Consider the following 17,989-nt stretch of genomic DNA (forward strand, 5'->3'; position numbering starts at 1 on the left):
GCCCATTATTTTTTGTAATACGCAGCTACTTTTACAATGGCTCTTCCTGTTTCCTCCATATCCTGATTTGTGAAAAATTCGCTCATCGGCAGCTTAATAGCCGTTTCCAGGATTTTTTCCGCCTCAGGACAGCTTCCGGCCTCATACGTTTGCTCCGTTAAGCTGAATGGGTACTCGGTTCCCGGATAGGCTGACCGATATGAAAAAAGAGGCTGCTTGTAAAGGACTTCTGCTATATAACCAGCCTGATTGGGAATTCCTTCTTCCCTTAAAGCTTCAGAGAATTCTTCCCTCGAGCAGGTCAGCAAATCCAGGTCAAGCCTGAACATGTAAAACCAGTAGGTCGACACGCTATTTGCCGGGACTTCGGGAGGAAAGATTCCTTGGATTCCCCCGATCATTTTCGTGAGCATCTCCCCGAGCTCCGTCCTTCTTGCGCATAAGCCGGGAAGTTTTTTCAGCTGTGCGATTCCTACTGCCCCCTGCAGCTCTGACATTCGATAGTTCGGAGCAAGCGAGCTGATTTTCCGGGTAACAGATGAATCAAAACGGGAGTAATTTTTATCGGCAAACGCATGCGCGCGCATGAATACTTCCTCACCCTGATGATTGACAGCGACCATCCCGCCGTCGCCCGTTGATATATGCTTGAAATCGTTCGTACTAAAGCACCCAAAATGGCCGATTGTTCCCGTCAGCCTGCCGTTTTGCTTTGCCAGATAGCTTTGTGCACAGTCTTCAATCACGATCAGACCATGCTTATTGGCGATCGCCATAATCTGATCCATCCGGCATGGAGTTCCAGCGAGATGGACCGCTATAATAGCTTTCGTTTTAGCGGTGATCATACGCTCAATGGAAGCCGGATCCAGATTAAAGCTATAAGGCTCTAAATCTGCGAAGACGGGTATTGCGTTTTGATAAAGAATTCCAACGACCGTCCCCTGGTCGGTAATCGGGCTTGTAATCACTTCATCTCCTGCGGTAATTCCAGCAGCTCCCAGAGCTACATGAATGGCTGCTGTGCCAGAGGAAGCCGCAACGCTATGCTGTATTCCATACAGAGCATTAAAATGCTGCAAAAAGGTTTTCACCTTTGTACCGAAGTGATAAAAAAGGGTATCCTGTTCCAGCGCTTCAAGCAATTCCTTTGCCTCTTCAAGACCAAAGCGCTTGCCTGTGCCAAAGGGTGCCGTTTTTGTTTTTTTTCCTCCATGAATGGCAAGGAAATCCGTTTGAATGCCCATTGAATTCTCCTTTCAGGACGTTTGTGCTTGTGTATGCGAGAAGATTTTCTTCAGGCATAAGTGACCGTAGCGGATCTCGGCTGCCTCTTTCTCCCAATGTGCCTCCTTTGGCACCGGTACCCATATGACTGTATCTGCTCCGGTCACCGCCCCAGATACGGCCGGTTCACCTGAATCCGAAATTCCTTCAATTTTCATCTTTCTTCTTTCCCGTTCCCAAATCGCAATTTGTTTGGATGTCCAAAATTCAAATCGGCGGTCACGGGCCGTTTTCACTAATTTTCTGAAAGCCTCCGACACCTTTGGCTGCTCGAGGAAATGAAGCTGATGAAAAAGAAAATGGGCAACCCCGCCGATTCGTTTCACTTCTTCCAAAAAAGGATCAATCACGGATGTATCTGCAAGGGCATGATGATTAAGGTCCTGTGTTAAAAAGCCGAGCTCGAGAACGTTATACTGCCGGTTATTTTCGGTATGCCAGGCAATCGGGTAATAAGGGAGGCACGTTCCAAATAAAAAGCCGATGTTTCCCTTTTTGCTTGGTCCTCTGGACTGATCAACTTGAATGCCCTCGTTTTCACACCACTCAAACAGCTCTCCCCAGCCTTCAAAGCGGGTATAGTGATTTTTATTTGTATAAACCGTTTTCAAATCTGCCTTGCTTTTCAAGTCCTGCAGCTGCCGCTTAAACTCTTTCTCGCTCCACAGGCCATTCTCAAGCTCAAGCGCGTTGTAATGGAAGGCAAGCTCATGGCCCTCCTGCTTAATCCTTTCATATAAGGGCCTCTCATACCCGGGCTCGATCATGCACCAAGTAGAATGAACTTCGCATTCTTTTAACAGAGAAAGTGTGATGTCAGCCGATTCTTCCAAATTAAAATCACTGTCATGAGAAATGGTCGCAATATGCTCAATTCCTTCAGGCCATCTTCCCGCGAAAGGGACTGTCAGCCCTTTTTCCAAAGCCATTTCGGCAAGCTTATGAACGAGCACTTCTCTCCATTTATCCGCATGAGCTTCAGAAAAATAGTTCATCCCTGTTTCGGTCTCTGCCCTGTCAAAGCTCCAGTCCAAAGTAAAGCTATCGTCCGCCTTCAGCTGGCCATCATCAATACCGGCCGTTCCGTCCGGAGCCGGCTCCCCATCTTTCCAAATCGGTTCAATCCCCTGCTGTATTCCCACGATGGAGTACGGAATGTCAGCCTGGCAGTGAACAATTTTTCCACTCCCTGAGTGTATGACCGTCCAGAGCTCTGACAGCACAGGCCCTTTAGGGGATCCGCTCACTAAAAATCCTGATTTCGCGTTCCATCCCGATGGAGCCCCTTTATACCAAGTATTTGTTTTTAAAAACCGGAGAGGCTTTGGATGCCCCAGACCTTTTGGCGTGTAGCCGTATCCATTTCCCCCGGACTCCGTCTTGTATCCAGCCCAGCTTGCAAGTTTAGGAGAATCCGATAAATGAATCACCGTTCCCCCTGCCTCCACAAATGAGAGGAGGCCATCAAGTGACTGCCGTGATTCATTCAGCAATCCCGCTATTAATAGATCCATCTCTTTTAACGAATCGGTTTGATTTGATAGAACCTGATAGGGAATTCCTAAATGGTCCAGTACTTCTCTAATATAGAAAGCGAAAACATTTTCCTGTTTTGTCCATTTATCCGCTGCGGCTTGCTCATCAAGCAGCAATCCGATTTTTGCCATCCTCATGTCTCACACCTGCCCATGCCGGTTCTCTCTTTCTTTGTTTGAATAACGACTTTTTCGCCACCGCGGTTCCTGCTCAGATTTACCGCTTCAATAAAGTGTATAATTTCAAGCGTCTCTTCATTCTCCGGAACTGGTCTTCCTGTTTTTGAAAAATTCACGACTTGGTCGAGAAGGGAAGCATAATACGGTTTTTGAGTCCTGCTCAAATTCAAATGCTTCTCACTGTCTTTCATCGTAATAACCGCTTCAAAATCAGCCTGTTCGGTTTTCATGCCGAAAAGAGTTCCTGTCCTGCCCCCGCTCCACTCGCACATGACCATTTCCATCTCATCTCTTACGGCTGCCTGAACGCTCTCACACCCTTTTCCTAAAATGGAAAAGAGCATTTCAGCCAGATGAATTCCATACCAGAAATAACCAGGCTGTGTCATCTCAAAAGTTAGCGGACCGATGCATTCCGCATGGTCAATGCGCCCCTTGTATGCAGATAAAAACGTCTGAAGGTTTTCGCCAAACCTCAGTGAAGAGCTGCTCATCAGCGGAACGTTCCATTTCTTTGCAAGATCGATTATTCTTTTGGCAGAATTGGAGCTGACTGAAAAAGGTTTATCAATAAATACAGGAATTCCATAAGGACAAATTTTACGGAACAGCTCCTCGTGCATTCGCCCGTCAACCGACGTTATCCAAACCGCATCACATTTGCCTGCCGCTTCTTCCGGTGTTTCTGTCATTTCAATGTGATATCTATCTCTTAATAACGATGTATAACGCTCCACCCTATTTATACTTAATGGAAAATCACCTGTGCCTCCCGGATAGGCCGCCTTAATTAAAACACGTTCAATAAAGTGAGGATTTTCAGGATTCATAACAAGATCAGTAAAAATTTCTGCGTGGGACGTATCAAGTCCGATCATCGCAATGTTCAGCATCCCCTCACCCCTTCCAGCAAAAATCAACTTTCCACAGCTTTTTTGTTTCATGTTCCAGAGAGGCTTACATGTCAATTGCATGTATAGGAAGAAAAAGGGGCTCGGGATTCATAAAAACCCAGCCCCCTTTGCTCTTACTTCCAGTGCTCCCCATCTTTAATTTGAGAATTGTACTCCTCAATCATTTTCTGTCCGCCCATATTCAAAAATTCCTCAACCATCTTATCCCATTCAGAAACAGGACGCTGACCTGCAATCATTTTTGCCTGTTCATCAAAAAGGAACTGATCAAATTCTTCTTTTTTCTGCTGTGCCGTTTCAGAGACAAGACCATTTACAGGATTCATGTAATGCTTTGTAGACTTGTGCATTTCTTCAAGCTCTTTCGCAAGCTTGGAGACTTTTTCATTTTTATAATCTTTGTAGAACTCATTCACATCTTCATTTGGAGGCCACATTGCATTATCTACATAGTACGTAGAAGGCGTTTTTCCTTCTGTGGCAAAATTCGGGTCAAGTACCGCTGTTCCATCCTGCATTGTGTATCCTTTTCCTTCATTTCCCCACCACCAGTCAAACTCTTTATTCTCAGGTGTCCGTTGTTCACGCGGATAGAAGGTGCGCCCAAATTCCATCATTTCAAGGATTTTTTTAATTTTGCCCGGATCCTTTGCCAGGTCAGCTGAAATGGCAGTAATACCGCCGTAGCCTGAAGTGGCTGTATATCCCGTGTTTCCATCAGGATCAGCAAATGGGTATAGCGGAGCGAATTCTGCATTCGGCTGAAGCTCCAATAATCCGGCATAATAAGGTTCGGACATTCCTCTCGGCGCCCCAACGAAAATTCCCGCTTTGCCTGAGAAGAACTCCTTATTCGTATCTGGCCATGTTAGAACCGCATAATCCTGCGTGATGGCTTTTTCTTTGTAAAGATCGGCAAAAAACTGAATCATTTCTTTGCGTGCATCAGAGATCATTCCCGGAATATATTTGCCGTCTTTATCTTTGTGCAGCCAGGACTCTGCATTCCAATAAGCCCCCATGTCAAAGTCCGGGTTGATTTTCTCTCCCATTGCAAATCCGTACGTATCATTTTTTCCATTTCCGTCTGGATCATTTTTGGTGAAAGCTAACGCTACTGCTTTTAGCTCTTCATAGTTTTTCGGCATTTCAAGCCCAAGTTTATCCAACCAATCCTTACGGATAATCGGAGTCAGGTCCGCTTCAGGGTAATAAGTAGGAATCCCGTAGATTTTTCCGTTTACCTTCATGGATTCCCAAATGTGATCTGGAACATTTTTCAGGGTCTCATATTTCCCGATGTATTCATCAAGAGGCAAAAATGCACCTTGTCCGGCCCATTTTGCAAATCTTGTGTCCACAGCTTCAAATCCAACCATGTCCGGTACATCCCCAGAAGCTACCACTGCAGAAAGCTTTTCCTGATAATCAGCCTGCGGAACGAATTGAACCTGATAATCCACATTGAATTTTTCATTAATCATTTTCAGTCCGGCGCCATCTTTTGGAGGCGGATCCCCAAAACGAAAATCAATGGCGGTTACCGTATATTTTTTATTCGGATCCTTTTCGTTCTCTGCCGGTTTAGAAGCGGTATCATTTGACGTACAGCCTCCTGCCAGAAGAATGCCTGCTAATATAAGACTTAACCCTTTCGCTCTCTTCATCCCAATCCCTCCGTTTACGGTAATTGACCCATGAAATCAACTTGAATGCAGCCTTTCTTCACCCTTTAACAGATCCAAGCATCACCCCTTTAGCAAAATGTTTTTGAAGAAATGGATACACAAGCAAAATTGGCAATGTGGCAAGCAGGATTGCCGCCATTTGTATGGTTTCAGGAGGCGGGGGACTTTCAAGCATTGCCGCTGTACTTCCAAGCGCCGAGTTCGGTTCATTGATGACAACAATCTGCCGCAAAACCACTTGAATCGGCCAAAGCGACGGATCATTCAAGTAAAGAATTCCAGTAAAGTAGTTGTTCCAATGCATCACTGCATAAAACAAGCCAAACGCAGCAAGAGCAGGTTTGGATAGCGGAAGGACAATTTTCCAGAACACCTGCCCTTCATTCGCTCCATCAATTAAAGCCGCATCGTGAAGCTCTTCAGGGATGTTCAGGAAAAACTGTCTCATGACAATTAAATAAAAAGGACTGATTGCAACCGGAATAATCAGCGACCAAATCGAATTCAGAAGGCCGGTAGCTTTGACCACAAGGTAAGTTGGAATCATTCCGGCACTGAATAGAATGGTAAAGAGCACGAACAGAATGAAGAATCTTTGACCGGCAATCGGACGGGCAAGAGCATATGCCATAGTGGCTGTAAAAAATAAATTCACGATTGTCCCTGCGACCGTTATAAAAACCGTCACTCCAAGCGACCTTAAAAAGTTTTGGGAGCTGAGGATGTATTCATAAGCATCTGTTACCCATTGCTTTGGCCAAAGCAGAAAGTCATTGTTTAAAAAATCGGATAAGGAAGAAAAGGAGACTGTAAAAATATAAAGAAAAGGAAAAATCATCACAAATCCTATCAGGAGCAGTGCGAGCATATTGAACCCTTCCAGAATCCGGTCAGGTATTGAGCGATGGTGCATATCGTTCACATCCATTCATGGTTTAATAGAGGCCTTCCTGACCAAATCTCTTCGCAAGCCGATTGGCAGTGACCACAAGGATCAATCCGACCACTCCTTTAAACAGTCCGACGGCAGTGGCAAAACCGTAGTCCGCCTGCTGAATGCCTTTAAAATACACAAACGTATCCAAAACATTTCCAACATCCATATTAAATGGATTCAGCATGAGGAAAATCTGCTCAAAACCGCTGTCCAGAACGTTTCCCAGTCTCAAAATCAGCAAGATCAAAATCGTGCTCTTTAGAGCAGGCAGCGTAATATACCATATTTGCTTTAAACGTCCGGCACCATCCATAATCGCCGCTTCATATAGCTGCGGATTAATTCCAGACAGCGCTGCAAGGAAAATAATCGTTCCCCAACCGGCCTCTTTCCAAATCACCTGAAGGACGATAAGCGGCTGAAAAAAGGCAGGATTGGTCAGGAAAGGAATCGAATCAAGACCTGCCGCCATCAGCATACTGTTGATGAGGCCTTCACTTCTCAAGAAAATAACGGTAATGCCGACAACCACCACCCAGGATAAAAAGTGAGGCAGATAAATGACTGATTGAACAATTCGTTTAAACGTTTGGCTTCTTACCTCATTAAGCATAATGGCTAAAATAATCGGAACTGGAAAAGCGAATACGATCTGGAGAAATGAGAGACTTAATGTATTCCAGATTACTTGCAGAACATCACTGTTTGAGAAAATTTTCTCAAAGTGTGCGAAGCCGACCCATGGACTTTCGATAATCCCCTGAAACGGATTATAATCCTTGAACGCAAGCACCAAACCAAGCATCGGAATGTATTTATAAATCAGGAAGTAGAGAAATCCCGGAAGCAGAAGCAGGTATAAATAACGCTGTCTGAGAAATGATCGTTTCGCCTTAGCAGCCAGTGATATTTTTTGCACCGGCAGTTTTTCATTCAATTTAGGCACGACTGGGGTTTGTACGGGCTGATTTTCCATGTGATCCCTCCTTATATACCTGTATAGAACTTGTATTTTATTATTCAGAGAGGGTCTTACCCTGCTCTTGACGGATGCAGCTTATGAAACCTTCTGCTGCAAGCCCATTCAATAAAGAAAATCGGTCCGGATATAGCGAAGAATGGCAAAAGTCCAGGGATATAGAACAAGATAACCGCTATTAATAAAAGTCCGGCTGCCAGCAGAAAGAAAGTAGCGGGGTACCCTAACAAAAGATAGATGGAATTTTTTACGTATCCAAAGCTTTTCATATCATAATGAACATAAAGTGAAAAAACAGTAATGAATCCAAAGAGCCAGACAGCAAGCAGGATAAAGCATAAATATGAGGCTAGCAGTGCGTAAATGGAGGGAAATGACCGAAAAAAACTATAATCAATATAAAGAATGGCTCCTATTGAAAAAAAGAGGTATCCCAGCTTGTTTGTATTCTTCCATTCTCTCCTGTAATATTCCCTGAACACCTTGCCTGCCTTCTGATCTTCGCCTTTGATTAAAGTCCTGACTGTATGGTGGGCAGCTGCTGTAGCAGGGAAAATCCCAAGTACCACAAGCCCGGCCAGCGTATACATGATCCAGAGCACATTTAGCCAGGCCAATTTTACGCCCCAATCACAAAGCTCCATTACCCTTCCGCTTATTCCTTCCAAGTTCCATCTCCTCCTTTCCTGACCATGCTGGTTTCTGCTGATATATCATAGAAATGATTTTATAGAATGATATTTTCAGAATTTGAATGTCCGGCAATTCGTATTTTCAACGAATCCGATTCTTTGTCCGGCAGTGAAACAAAGCATGCTTCAAAAAGTCCTTCTTTCGTAATCTTCAGTTCATTTTCGTTCTTCAGCCAGCTGAAGCTGCAGCCACTGTTTTTGCCATAAAACCTCGGAATAATGACAGTTAACATGGTTTCCTCACTGCTTTCAGCCTCGAGATAAGTTCCATATTGTTCTGCCCCACGGTATACTTTATGAACCGCCTTAACCCTTTCCTTAGGCCAAAGCACTTCTGCAGCATGATGATCCCCCTCAATGGTCAAGGATTTCCCAGGCAATGATTCTCCTGTAATAATTTGTTTGCCGCCTGATTGAATTGTGGATTTTGTATGAAACAAGTATGATATTCGATCATGTCTGTTCTTTTTTTTAACCTGATCCCAAATAAGATAAATCCCATACTTTTCTGAAAAAATGATGGTTCTCCGGAATCCATTAATCCGCCCGCCATAGCTTTTAGCTGCTTCTCCTGAAACCCTTCCCCAGCCATCTCTTGCAGCATGTGATACAATCGCTCCCCCGCCTCTCAGACTTTGCCCTTTTCCGTTTATCAAAAGGGAATTGTGTCCGATAGTTCCGGTTGTAAACTCATTTCCCGGCCCCGGAACGTAATCCTGATAACCCGGATCTGTCAGCAGCCATTCACCCCCTGCATTCAGGATGACACTATTTTGATCAAAGTGATTGTGATCCCTGGCTGAACGGCTTGAGGTAAAGGAAAGAACACTATCCTCTTTGCCCCAGCCCGTTCTCAGTGCAGCGAGTCCAATAGGTTCAAAGACTTTGACATACGGTCTAGTGTAGTACTTTTCAGGAGTAAGGGGCTGGAAGGAAGGAACCGGATAGTGAAGCTGTTCAAGCGAATCTTTGCAAAAATTTTGAATATACCATTTTGCTGCCGGGTTATGGTTGCGGCTTGCCAGGAAATACATTAAGGCGGAAAGTTCAAGTTTATGGAAGGAATCCGAAAAGTTGCTGTGTTCCGGAGTATTTCCTGCACCCATCAGCCAGAAAAATTGATCTGGGAGTACACGGCTGAAATACATGTGACTGCTTAAGCTTTTGTCGCCTGTTTTTTTCCGGTATGCATCTGATGCGAATAATAGGTGATGCACCGCTACTGCTGTATATAAAAGGCCCTCTGTTTCCTCCGAAACTGATTTTTCGTTCAAATAAACCTGCAAATATTTTTTGGCGAATTCTATATATGTCTCTGTTTGAGGGATTTCTTCCCAAATGACGAGAGCACCGATTAAAAGTGCGCATTGTTTGGAGCAAACGATGTTATGTCTATCAAAGTTGTCAAAGTCAGCAGCCAGCGGCCGAATTCCATGGGTAAGAATTGCGTTTCGAATTAAACGCGCATCCCTTTCGGTCAGCAAGTGGCGGATGGTATCATATCCGATCGCAGCCCCCATCAGGAAATGGGCGTTGCTCAAATTTCCTTCTGAACCGCGGTGGGGAAATTCGTACCATCTGGTAAAACCTGCAAGCCCTAATAAATATTCTTTAATTTTTTCAGCAAACTCTTTTCGCTCCGTTAAGCAATAGGCCATGCTCAAACCTTTAATCCTTTCCTCAATCCTCCTGGAAAACATCGTCCAATAAGGATATTCCTTATATCCGGGAGGGTCCTCCAGCTGATTCGGCTGAAGCAGAGGGATCGAAACGGTCATTGTATGTGATGCTTTGCCGTATGTAATTAAAAGCTCCCTTTCCTCTAAATATTCTTCTGCTATAGATATAGCTTTTTGACAAGCTTCCGCTGAAAAGCCGTCAGTCATTAATTCAGGGGATAGCGAAAGGAGCTTTTTATTTAAAGCGCTTACATTACTTTTGATTGAAGGGATAATTTTTAATTTTTTTCTTACTGTTTCCCCGTTTCCTTTAACCGTAAAGAACGTTTCCCCTTCTTTTTGAGCAATGAGGTGACCGTCTGAGACTGAAAGAAGTTCAGGTGCATCTGTGTCGATTTCAGGAGTCATTCCTTCCGGACAGTAAAAACATTTGACCTCTGCTTTTTCTCCAACTGCCAGCGTGCTAATATCCAGCACTTCGAATCTCCCTGTACTCAAGACGATCCCTCCTTTTGCATACATGTATTTCACTTGTATTTAATATCCTATGAAAAGACTTGCCATCTATGTATCTACCCATAAATTATCACAATTTACAGATAACTTCAATGACTTTTTCATATTTTTGGAAGTATGTTTCAGGACTGCAGCCAATCAACCTATGCCGTTTACTTTCCTGATCAACATATAAATATATACGATCTTTTAGAAATGGCCCTTTTGAAAAGCAGAGGGAGGGCGATTTCCACGCCCTCATCATTATTTAACTTGAACCGTTACAGCATCACTTTTATTTCCATTTTGGAGGACAGCTGTAATAACGGCTTCACCCTCAGACAAGGCGGTCACTGTGCCATCCTGCTCTACGTTTGCCACTCCGCTATTGCTTGAATACCATTGAATTTCTTTATTGACAGCAAATTCAGGGACGACTGAAGTCTGCAGCTTGATCGATTCTCCACGCGAAAGAACAGCGCCTTTGTCTTTAATATCAACTGCCTCAGCACGAATGACAGGATCCTCGATCGTATAGCGCCAAATATTGTTTCCGGTAGACAAATCGTCACCTTCTGCGAAATAGAAGTTCCCCATAGCATCCTCCGCTAATTTTTTTGCCTGCTGTTTAAGAGGAACCACTTCTTTAGTGGACTTATTGATTCTATAAAATGTCTGATCAACCGTTACATAGAAGTTACCGTCTTTCCCTTCCTTCATGATGCCGCCGACACGGTAGCTGCGCACACCGGGGAATTTCACTTCCTGATAAATCGTCTTTTTCTCATCGGGATTGTAAATAAAAAGAGTATCCTGTGCAATTCCCCAAATGTTGCCCTGTTCATCATCATGAAGGTAGCTCACTGACACTTTTCCTGGAACCGGCACGATTTCATTCGTCTTTTTGGACGAGGCCGGATCCCATGTAATCAGCTTTGCTTCTTTTTCAACGGGATCGGCCCCCGTTCCTCCAAAAATACTGGATCCGGCATAGACGAGGCCTTTTGATGCCTTCACTGAGACAATACTTTGATTCGGTACAATATTCCGGTTTACGTTGAGCTGGCCGGAGGAGCGATTATAGATGGATAGGGTACCTCCGTTCTTTCCGTAATCCGGAACCGAGCCTATATAAATTTCATTCCTCTCAGGTATTGAATCCATGGAAACTGGCCGATTTTGTTCATTTGGCCCATGCAGGTCAAATAGCAGCTTCATATTGGTCCTGCGATTCCACGGCAGGGAAGAGTCGTATTCGTAAATTCTGGCAGCAGGATAAACGCCGAAATACATTTTACTGCCGATGGAGGTCATCCCTTCGACTTGACCAAGACCTGTTTCCTGCTTGGTGAGTCCGGTAAGAGGATTAAAAACTCCCACGTCACCGCCAATGAATCCGCTGCTGTAAATTTTACCGTCCGGCCCACCGAGGATATTATAAATATTTGTCGGCTGAGGCGGCAAAGAGAGTACGGTCTTCTTTAAAGCACCGTCTGTTAACCCGTATTTAAAGAAGCGTCCTTCATAATTACCAACAAACCCTACAAGTGCGGTCCCGCTGAACGAAGCCTCTGACAGGGGCTGGAACCCGAAACCGATTACAGGCTGTTCCAGATTCACCTGTGCACCGCCTGAGGTCACGGGCTCTGCTGTCTTCGATTCAAGATTGTATCGATAGAGAATTCCTGAGGAGGTATAGAATACACTTTTTCCATCTGGAGAAAGTGGAGAAACCCCTCTGGACTGTGCGGTTGTTTCATAATCGATTTCCATTGTTTTTTTATCTGCTACAACCAGCTTAAATTCAGGCTCAAGCTTTATAAACAGCTTCCCTCCCTGAACCTGAAGGTCATAAACGGATATGTAAGATTTGTATTTAGCAGGTAAAACATTCGTCTTTTTGCCGGATTTGATATCATATTTTATTAAATGGGCATGTGCCCCGACTCCAGCATAAACGGCGTTCTCCTCTGGATCGTAAGCCACACTGCGCACATACTCTTCACCTGGTACCATTTCTCCAAAGTCTGTAAATCCTTTTGCCGGGTCATATTCAAAAACATGGCCGTCAAAATACGTCCCGCCGTAAATTTTCCCGTTTTCTCCCGCTGTCAAATCCCAGATTACGGTTTGCTTCGGAACCGGTTTGCCGAGAACCTCTGCTTCGCTTCTTCCCGGAACATATTTATAGAGAGTACCATTCGGAGTAGAGCCTGCATATACCGTTCCATCTGAAGCAACGGTCACAGCCCATGCTGCCTCCGCTTCCGGAAGCGGAATAATCCGTTTAATTTCTTCGGTTTCAACATCCGTCACTGCTAGCTGGGCAGGCCTTCCTGCAAGGACCGTGTAAGCAACGGACCGCCCATTCTCATCCTTTCCGAAGGCACCTTTCATCGCCATCAGTTTTTCAATCTGGGTACCCAGATCTTGAAAAGCTGGGAGCACCTCCGCTGTCTTAACTGTTTCTGCAATCACATCTCCATAAGGATTGGTAAGCTGAACTGTAAATGTGTAAGATCCCGCTTTAGAAAACCTGAATTCAGTCTTTAATGTTTCACTGTGATCCTTCTTTAAGTCCAATTCGGTTAACAAGTCGCCTTTATTCTTAATCGCGGTTATTCTTTCTCCCCGATTTATGGCAATCAGATCGCCAGGTCCGGACAATTTCGTGATTTGCACATCAATATTATCAGCTCCCCGCTTCTTTATGTCTGATGCGGAAATAGAGAGTGGAGCAGGTGTATATGCTCCTGTTGATACCTGTTCAGGCAAATCGAGAACCGTCTGATAGACAGACTGATTTTGATCTTTTATCACTTCCACCACCGCCTCGGCTTTAAACCCTTTGAACTCGGCAGTCAGCACTGTGTTACCAGGGCTGATTCCCTTCACTGCCTGTCCATCAAGTATAGCAACTTCCTTGTCTTTTATCTTCAGAGAGCTGCCGCTGACCATGGTGACGCTTCCATTTTCTTTTTTTGCTAAAACCGTTACTAGCTTTCTCTCTCCTGTCTTCACCTTAATCTTCGCGGGAATGATTTGTATGGACTCTATATCATCATTGGCCGCATTTGCATGATGCGGGAAAAGAATCCCCCCCGCTGCAATAAAGAATAAAACAACGCATGTAATGTCAAGAAGCTTTCGGACTTTCAACATAGTATCCTCCCAATCTTCCTGTATTTTCCTCGTGCACTCTTTCAAATGTAATGAACTGGAAAGGCTTCGTCAATTCTTTTGGCTGAATTTTCAGAAAAATGGTGAAAATAAGAAAACCGGATCATTGGTCACATCCGGCTAATTGACTATTCAGCAGCTTTTCAATTCGTTCACATGCATCTTTCGGACTCTCCATAGAGGCCCATGAAAGATTTAATTCATTTTGGAGAAGGGTCATTTCCCTCGTATTTAAATTGAGTTCGCTCACAGGAACAGCATACGGCATGACTTCCTTAAAAGCATTGTAATTATCAGGATGGATCTCCGGGTTCAGGAGGGTATCGTCCTCTGCTGCCTTTTTTAATGCAGGAATGGTACAGCCATTCTCTTTTAAAATCCTTTGAGCCTTTTCTCCTGCCATGAAGTCGGCAAGAGCTTGAGAGGCCCCTTTTGCAGCAGAATTTGCACTTACCGCGATCCCGGCTCCCAGCAGAAGAGTCGCTTTCCTCTCCTTTTTCGGAAGCGGAAGAATGTCCCATTTGATGCGCTGATCTCTGAACTCATTCAAATAATAATAAGTCGTGAGAATCATTGCCACTTTTTCCTTATTGAAAATATCCTCTGCCAGCTGGTTGCTCCCATGAGTAAAAATCGGCGATACCCGGTGCTTGTACATCAAATCAACACAATATTGCAGCGCTTCTATATTGGCATCATCTGCTAAAGTAAAGCGGCTGCGGTTGGAAGTCATTAGCTTGCCACCGTTTTGAAGGACGAACACGGGCCAGCGGTGAAAAGAAGAGGAAAAACAAAATCCGTAATGTTTTACGAGAGACTGGTCTTCCAATATTTTCGTGGCTTTCTGAGCTGCATCCAGCAGTTCTTCCCAGTCAGCGATCTCTTTAAGACCGGATAAACCTGCATTTTTAAAAATAGACTTGTTATAGCAAATAACGACTGGAGTAAATAGGAAAGGCGTAGCAAACACACTGCCATTATGAGAAAACATCTCGAAAACCTGGCGATAGCTGTTTTTCTCTGTCATGTTTGGTGACTGATATGCATCCATCAGCTGAATTTTATTGGCTTCAGCGAACTCACGGAATTGGGAATCCGAGACGATAAAAGCATCCGGGCCTTCTCCTTGCTCAAGTGAATGGATTAGCTGGGGTACATATTCCGTTTCGGGCATAATTTTCAAATTCACTTTTATATGAGGGTGGGCATTCTCAAATTCCTTTATAATTTTCTTAGCGCTTGGCACTTCATAGGAAGTAGAATACCAGGCAAGGCTGATTACCGTCGTATTGACGGCAGAATCCAGAATAACACGGTTTCCTTTGCCGGGAATCTTTTCGATTAGCCCCTCCTCGACGAGCTGGGCAAGTCCTTTGCGGATTGACACCCTGCTGATCTCATATTTATGGCTAAGCTGATGTTCAGGGAGAAGGTATTCCCCTTTACGGATTCGGGTACTGACAATTTCATCCTTTAGTTCAGTGATGAACTGATTATATTTTTTCTCAAAATCATTTTCTCTGCGTAATTGCATGAGCACCTCTCCTAGTGGATCGTAAACTTTAAATGCCGGTCTAAAAATTGAAAGGAGTGCTCCCGGATCGCGGGTGGAAATTCATGGCCGCTGCTGCCGATCACCCATTCAAATGAATCGTTTTGTCCCAATACATCATAAACCTTTTGCACCTCAATAATCCCTTTTAAACCCTCTTTCCAATGAGGAAAAACAGGATCATTCGTGCCCATCCACAGAAATAAAGGCATAGGCGCGCACAGGCTTAAAATTTCATGAAAATCAAATGGGACCTCGCTCCGTTCCATCCATTCACTGATAACAGGAAAATGGCTGAACCAATCACGTTTTCCCCATCTGTGAAGTTCAGGGTCCCCCGCAAACATACTAAACCCGCAGCTGCAAACTGCTGCTTTAATCCGCTGATCAAGAGTAGCCAAAAAATACGCATTATAGCCGCCGAGAGAGTGTCCGATTACCCCTATTCTGTCTTGATCCACTTCCTTCAGAGAAGCCAGCACCTCTGCTCCCTGTCTGTGATCAGCCAGCATTTTCCCAACTGCTGTCCGTTCCGGATAACGGCTATAGAAATTTTTCGTTTGAAAAGCTTCATCCCCTTTTTCTATACGTTCTCCAGCTGTAATCGTGTCCGGAGCCAGGACTGCATAGCCTTTCTTTACAAGCTCAATTCCATATTGCCGGTCCTTGCGTCCTGATGGATGGGCTATGTCATTTTTTCCATTCGCGTTTGTGGGATGCAGAGCAAGAATTCCAGGCAGTTTCTCCGCCGGAGCATCAGGCAGTAATAATAGAGCGGGTACTTCCTCTCCATCAGCTGTGGCATATTTCAAATGCTTTCTTACATACCCATCCTCTTGTGCCATGTCTGTGATTTCATATAGCGGTTTGCAAAGTTGGCTATTCTCATTAATGATTTGAAGCCACCTGGACATGATGGAACGCTTCTTACTCTCCCACTCTTCTAATGATGGAGTGGATAAAATCTTTGCCACCTTCAAATCGCTCAACATGTTTCCCAGCTCCATTCACCTCCGTTAAGGTCCAGCGATAAAAGCGTATTTCCTGAACAAAAATAAAGACTGTCACCAATAATCGCTCCTCCGCTTGTAATCCTCTCGTTCACGCTGAGATAAACTGCTGCTGCTGAAGAGATATCCGCCTTGACCACAGCATGTTCAAGCAAAAAGAATACTTCTTTCCCCCTTTGAATACAGCCGCCTCTGACTGGCTGGCCATATGGTAACCAGTCTAGTACTTTTGCTGAAGCAAGTGAGTCACAATCAAACTGAAACAGAATGGATGACTGAGTCATGCCCAGCCCGGCATTACCAAACACACATATATGCGGAATTTCCTTTTCATAGCGGAAAGGCACAATCATTCTATCCAATTTTTTGGCCATCCAATTTATCTTGTACAACGAAGCGCTCTCCGCAAGCTCCGCTGCGCCGCCGGGAGTCCTGACACTTGTTGACCCAAACAGGTTTCCAGAAGCATCGAACGCCAGGCTCACCGTGCTTTGATCAGGTAAAAGCGCTTCAGGTGAAATAGTCGTTAGCTCACGCGTGGCTGGATCATACACACAAACAGATCCACCCCTTTTCCCATAGCCCGGGAACCCGGAAAAAATCAGCTGCTTTTCGAAAGGGTGAATAGCTGAAGCACGCGGCCGGTGGACGGCATCCGCTTTCAGGATCAGCCTTGGGTTTTCATTAAATGCATATGGCTTATTGAATGAGAACTCATACACTTTCCCTCCCGCATAAGCACTGCCAAACATCGTATCTTGATTAAGAACGGCATACGTGCAAATATTTCCGCCTCCGCCCTGTTCTAAGCTACCTAATAGCTCTGTTCCCTTTTGATCTGCTCTGAAAAGCATCAAAGGGTGCATGCTTGTTCCGTACAGTTTGCCATCAGGACCAGCCGTGAGCGTACTGAGCTCAGCTCCAGGTGTCTCGTAGGAAACCTGTATGATTTTATTCGTAAGCTTAAGCTTTTTTTCTGTCAGATCAAACGACTCTAACTTTTCTGCACCGGCAAGCTGGCCATGGCATGTATGAAATCCCGCTCCCCAATATTCGTGCCCTTCCAATGGCTCCACGGTGGGGCCCAGCACATTTCCGCCGCTAAGCTCAATCCAAGGCTCGGATGGATCACAGGATCTGAGAGCAGCGCTTTTATACTGAGCGTATACTCTCCCGTCGTTTCCTTTCCTCACATAGCCTGTTCCAATTCCATCTGTGTGCTGAGAAATGCTTGTTTGCTTACCGGTTTTAGGATGAAAGGCTGAGATGGAGGGGATTTCCGTACCAATTCCAGCGTAAATCCATCCATCATTTCCAGAAGCCATGGTTCCTGCGTAGCCCGATTCAGCATGTAAAGAAGGGAGAGTCCTCAGCTTCGGTTTGGCGGGATTAAATTCTCTCACTAATAAATTGGGGTAGGAAACAAAATAAATAAATCCATTGCATCCCTCGGTTATCGCAAAGACTGCTGCTTTGTCCTGCACCCTGCCTTTAAAAACCCACTTTCCTGAAAAAGGATTGAGACAGTAAAAGAGATGACCTGCTCCTGAACAGAACAGCCCGGCTGACGTGGCAAAAGAAACATACGGATACTCCCTGTTATCCAATTGAAGCTGCTGTGTTTTGCCTGTTTTCGGATTCGTGATAAGGATAAAGCCTTTAGCCGCAATTACAATTCTTTCTTCCCCCAATGAATTTCTGCACACCGCCGCAGTTCTTGTTTCACTTAGCTGAACGGGAGCTCCCCAATTTTTTAAAAGGATAATCTTTCACCTCTTTTGCAAACAGGTTGTATACATGTATAGATTTATATTCTAAAAATTCAAAACTTTTGTCAAGATAAAAATAAAAACAGCCGATC

The 17,989-nt window shown here is 44.6% G+C and carries 12 protein-coding genes; all 12 read right to left on the reverse strand.

All coding sequences use genetic code 11. The annotated features are described in order from the left end of the window. Positions 1 to 5: 5 nt before the first annotated feature. Entirely contained in the window at positions 6 to 1,247 is a 1,242-nt protein-coding gene (locus tag AS29_RS02740) for a DegT/DnrJ/EryC1/StrS family aminotransferase (protein WP_035405250.1), read from the reverse strand. Positions 1,248 to 1,259: 12 nt separating this feature from the next. Then, positions 1,260 to 2,960 carry a hypothetical protein gene (locus AS29_RS02745; protein WP_035405252.1) on the reverse strand — a complete coding sequence of 567 codons (1,701 nt, stop codon included), beginning with the start codon at positions 2,958 to 2,960 and terminating at the stop codon, positions 1,260 to 1,262. Further along, positions 2,957 to 3,895, reverse strand: a complete 939-nt coding sequence (locus AS29_RS02750; protein WP_035405254.1) for a Gfo/Idh/MocA family protein — start codon at positions 3,893 to 3,895, stop codon at positions 2,957 to 2,959. Before AS29_RS02750 ends, AS29_RS02745 begins: the two co-directional genes overlap by 4 nt. A 134-nt stretch (positions 3,896 to 4,029) precedes the next feature. Further along, the gene (locus AS29_RS02755) at positions 4,030 to 5,583 is read right to left on the reverse strand and encodes an extracellular solute-binding protein (RefSeq protein ID WP_035405255.1); all 1,554 of its coding nucleotides are present in this window, start codon (positions 5,581 to 5,583) and stop codon (positions 4,030 to 4,032) included. A 58-nt stretch (positions 5,584 to 5,641) separates the two neighbouring features. Beyond that, positions 5,642 to 6,517, reverse strand: coding sequence for a carbohydrate ABC transporter permease (locus tag AS29_RS02760; RefSeq protein WP_035405257.1), 876 nt, complete (start codon positions 6,515 to 6,517; stop codon positions 5,642 to 5,644). A gap of 22 nt (positions 6,518 to 6,539) precedes the next feature. Beyond that, the gene (locus tag AS29_RS02765; protein WP_035405259.1) at positions 6,540 to 7,517 is read right to left on the reverse strand and encodes an ABC transporter permease; all 978 of its coding nucleotides are present in this window, start codon (positions 7,515 to 7,517) and stop codon (positions 6,540 to 6,542) included. A gap of 56 nt (positions 7,518 to 7,573) precedes the next feature. Then, positions 7,574 to 8,188 (reverse strand): YesL family protein, encoded by a 615-nt coding sequence (locus tag AS29_RS02770; RefSeq protein WP_035405261.1) that lies wholly within the window; start codon positions 8,186 to 8,188, stop codon positions 7,574 to 7,576. Between the two features lie 59 nt (positions 8,189 to 8,247). Further along, a complete protein-coding gene (locus tag AS29_RS02775) occupies positions 8,248 to 10,389 on the reverse strand; it encodes a heparinase II/III domain-containing protein (protein WP_051860554.1) in 2,142 nt (713 codons plus the stop codon). Positions 10,390 to 10,650: 261 nt separating this feature from the next. Continuing rightward, positions 10,651 to 13,548: an Ig-like domain-containing protein gene (locus AS29_RS02780; RefSeq protein WP_035405263.1), complete on the reverse strand. Its 2,898-nt coding sequence runs from the start codon at positions 13,546 to 13,548 to the stop codon at positions 10,651 to 10,653. Between the two features lie 121 nt (positions 13,549 to 13,669). Further along, the gene (locus AS29_RS02785; protein WP_035405264.1) at positions 13,670 to 15,100 is read right to left on the reverse strand and encodes an extracellular solute-binding protein; all 1,431 of its coding nucleotides are present in this window, start codon (positions 15,098 to 15,100) and stop codon (positions 13,670 to 13,672) included. Positions 15,101 to 15,111: 11 nt separating this feature from the next. After that, on the reverse strand, positions 15,112 to 16,110 hold the full coding sequence (locus AS29_RS02790) for an alpha/beta hydrolase family protein (protein ID WP_066098941.1): 999 nt from the start codon (positions 16,108 to 16,110) through the stop codon (positions 15,112 to 15,114). After that, a complete protein-coding gene (locus tag AS29_RS02795; protein WP_035405266.1) occupies positions 16,104 to 17,819 on the reverse strand; it encodes a hypothetical protein in 1,716 nt (571 codons plus the stop codon). The genes AS29_RS02790 and AS29_RS02795 overlap by 7 nt, the downstream gene beginning before the upstream one ends. Between the last annotated feature and the right edge of the window lie 170 nt (positions 17,820 to 17,989).

The sequence above is a fragment of the Bacillus sp. SJS genome (assembly GCF_000732485.2).
Taxonomy (GTDB): Bacteria; Bacillota; Bacilli; order Bacillales; family Bacillaceae; genus Metabacillus_B; species Metabacillus_B sediminis.

Bases quoted from the DNA above. Each gene is read 5' to 3' on its own strand.
- AS29_RS02780 (WP_035405263.1), bottom strand. From the start codon at position 13,548: ATGTTGAAAGTCCGAAAGCTTCTTGACATTACATGCGTTGTTTTATTC.
- AS29_RS02755 (WP_035405255.1), bottom strand. From the start codon at position 5,583: ATGAAGAGAGCGAAAGGGTTAAGTCTTATATTAGCAGGCATTCTTCTG.
- AS29_RS02760 (WP_035405257.1), bottom strand. From the start codon at position 6,517: ATGCACCATCGCTCAATACCTGACCGGATTCTGGAAGGGTTCAATATG.
- AS29_RS02750 (WP_035405254.1), bottom strand. From the start codon at position 3,895: ATGCTGAACATTGCGATGATCGGACTTGATACGTCCCACGCAGAAATT.
- AS29_RS02790 (WP_066098941.1), bottom strand. From the start codon at position 16,110: ATGTTGAGCGATTTGAAGGTGGCAAAGATTTTATCCACTCCATCATTA.
- AS29_RS02745 (WP_035405252.1), bottom strand. From the start codon at position 2,960: ATGAGGATGGCAAAAATCGGATTGCTGCTTGATGAGCAAGCCGCAGCG.
- AS29_RS02785 (WP_035405264.1), bottom strand. From the start codon at position 15,100: ATGCAATTACGCAGAGAAAATGATTTTGAGAAAAAATATAATCAGTTC.
- AS29_RS02765 (WP_035405259.1), bottom strand. From the start codon at position 7,517: ATGGAAAATCAGCCCGTACAAACCCCAGTCGTGCCTAAATTGAATGAA.
- AS29_RS02740 (WP_035405250.1), bottom strand. From the start codon at position 1,247: ATGGGCATTCAAACGGATTTCCTTGCCATTCATGGAGGAAAAAAAACA.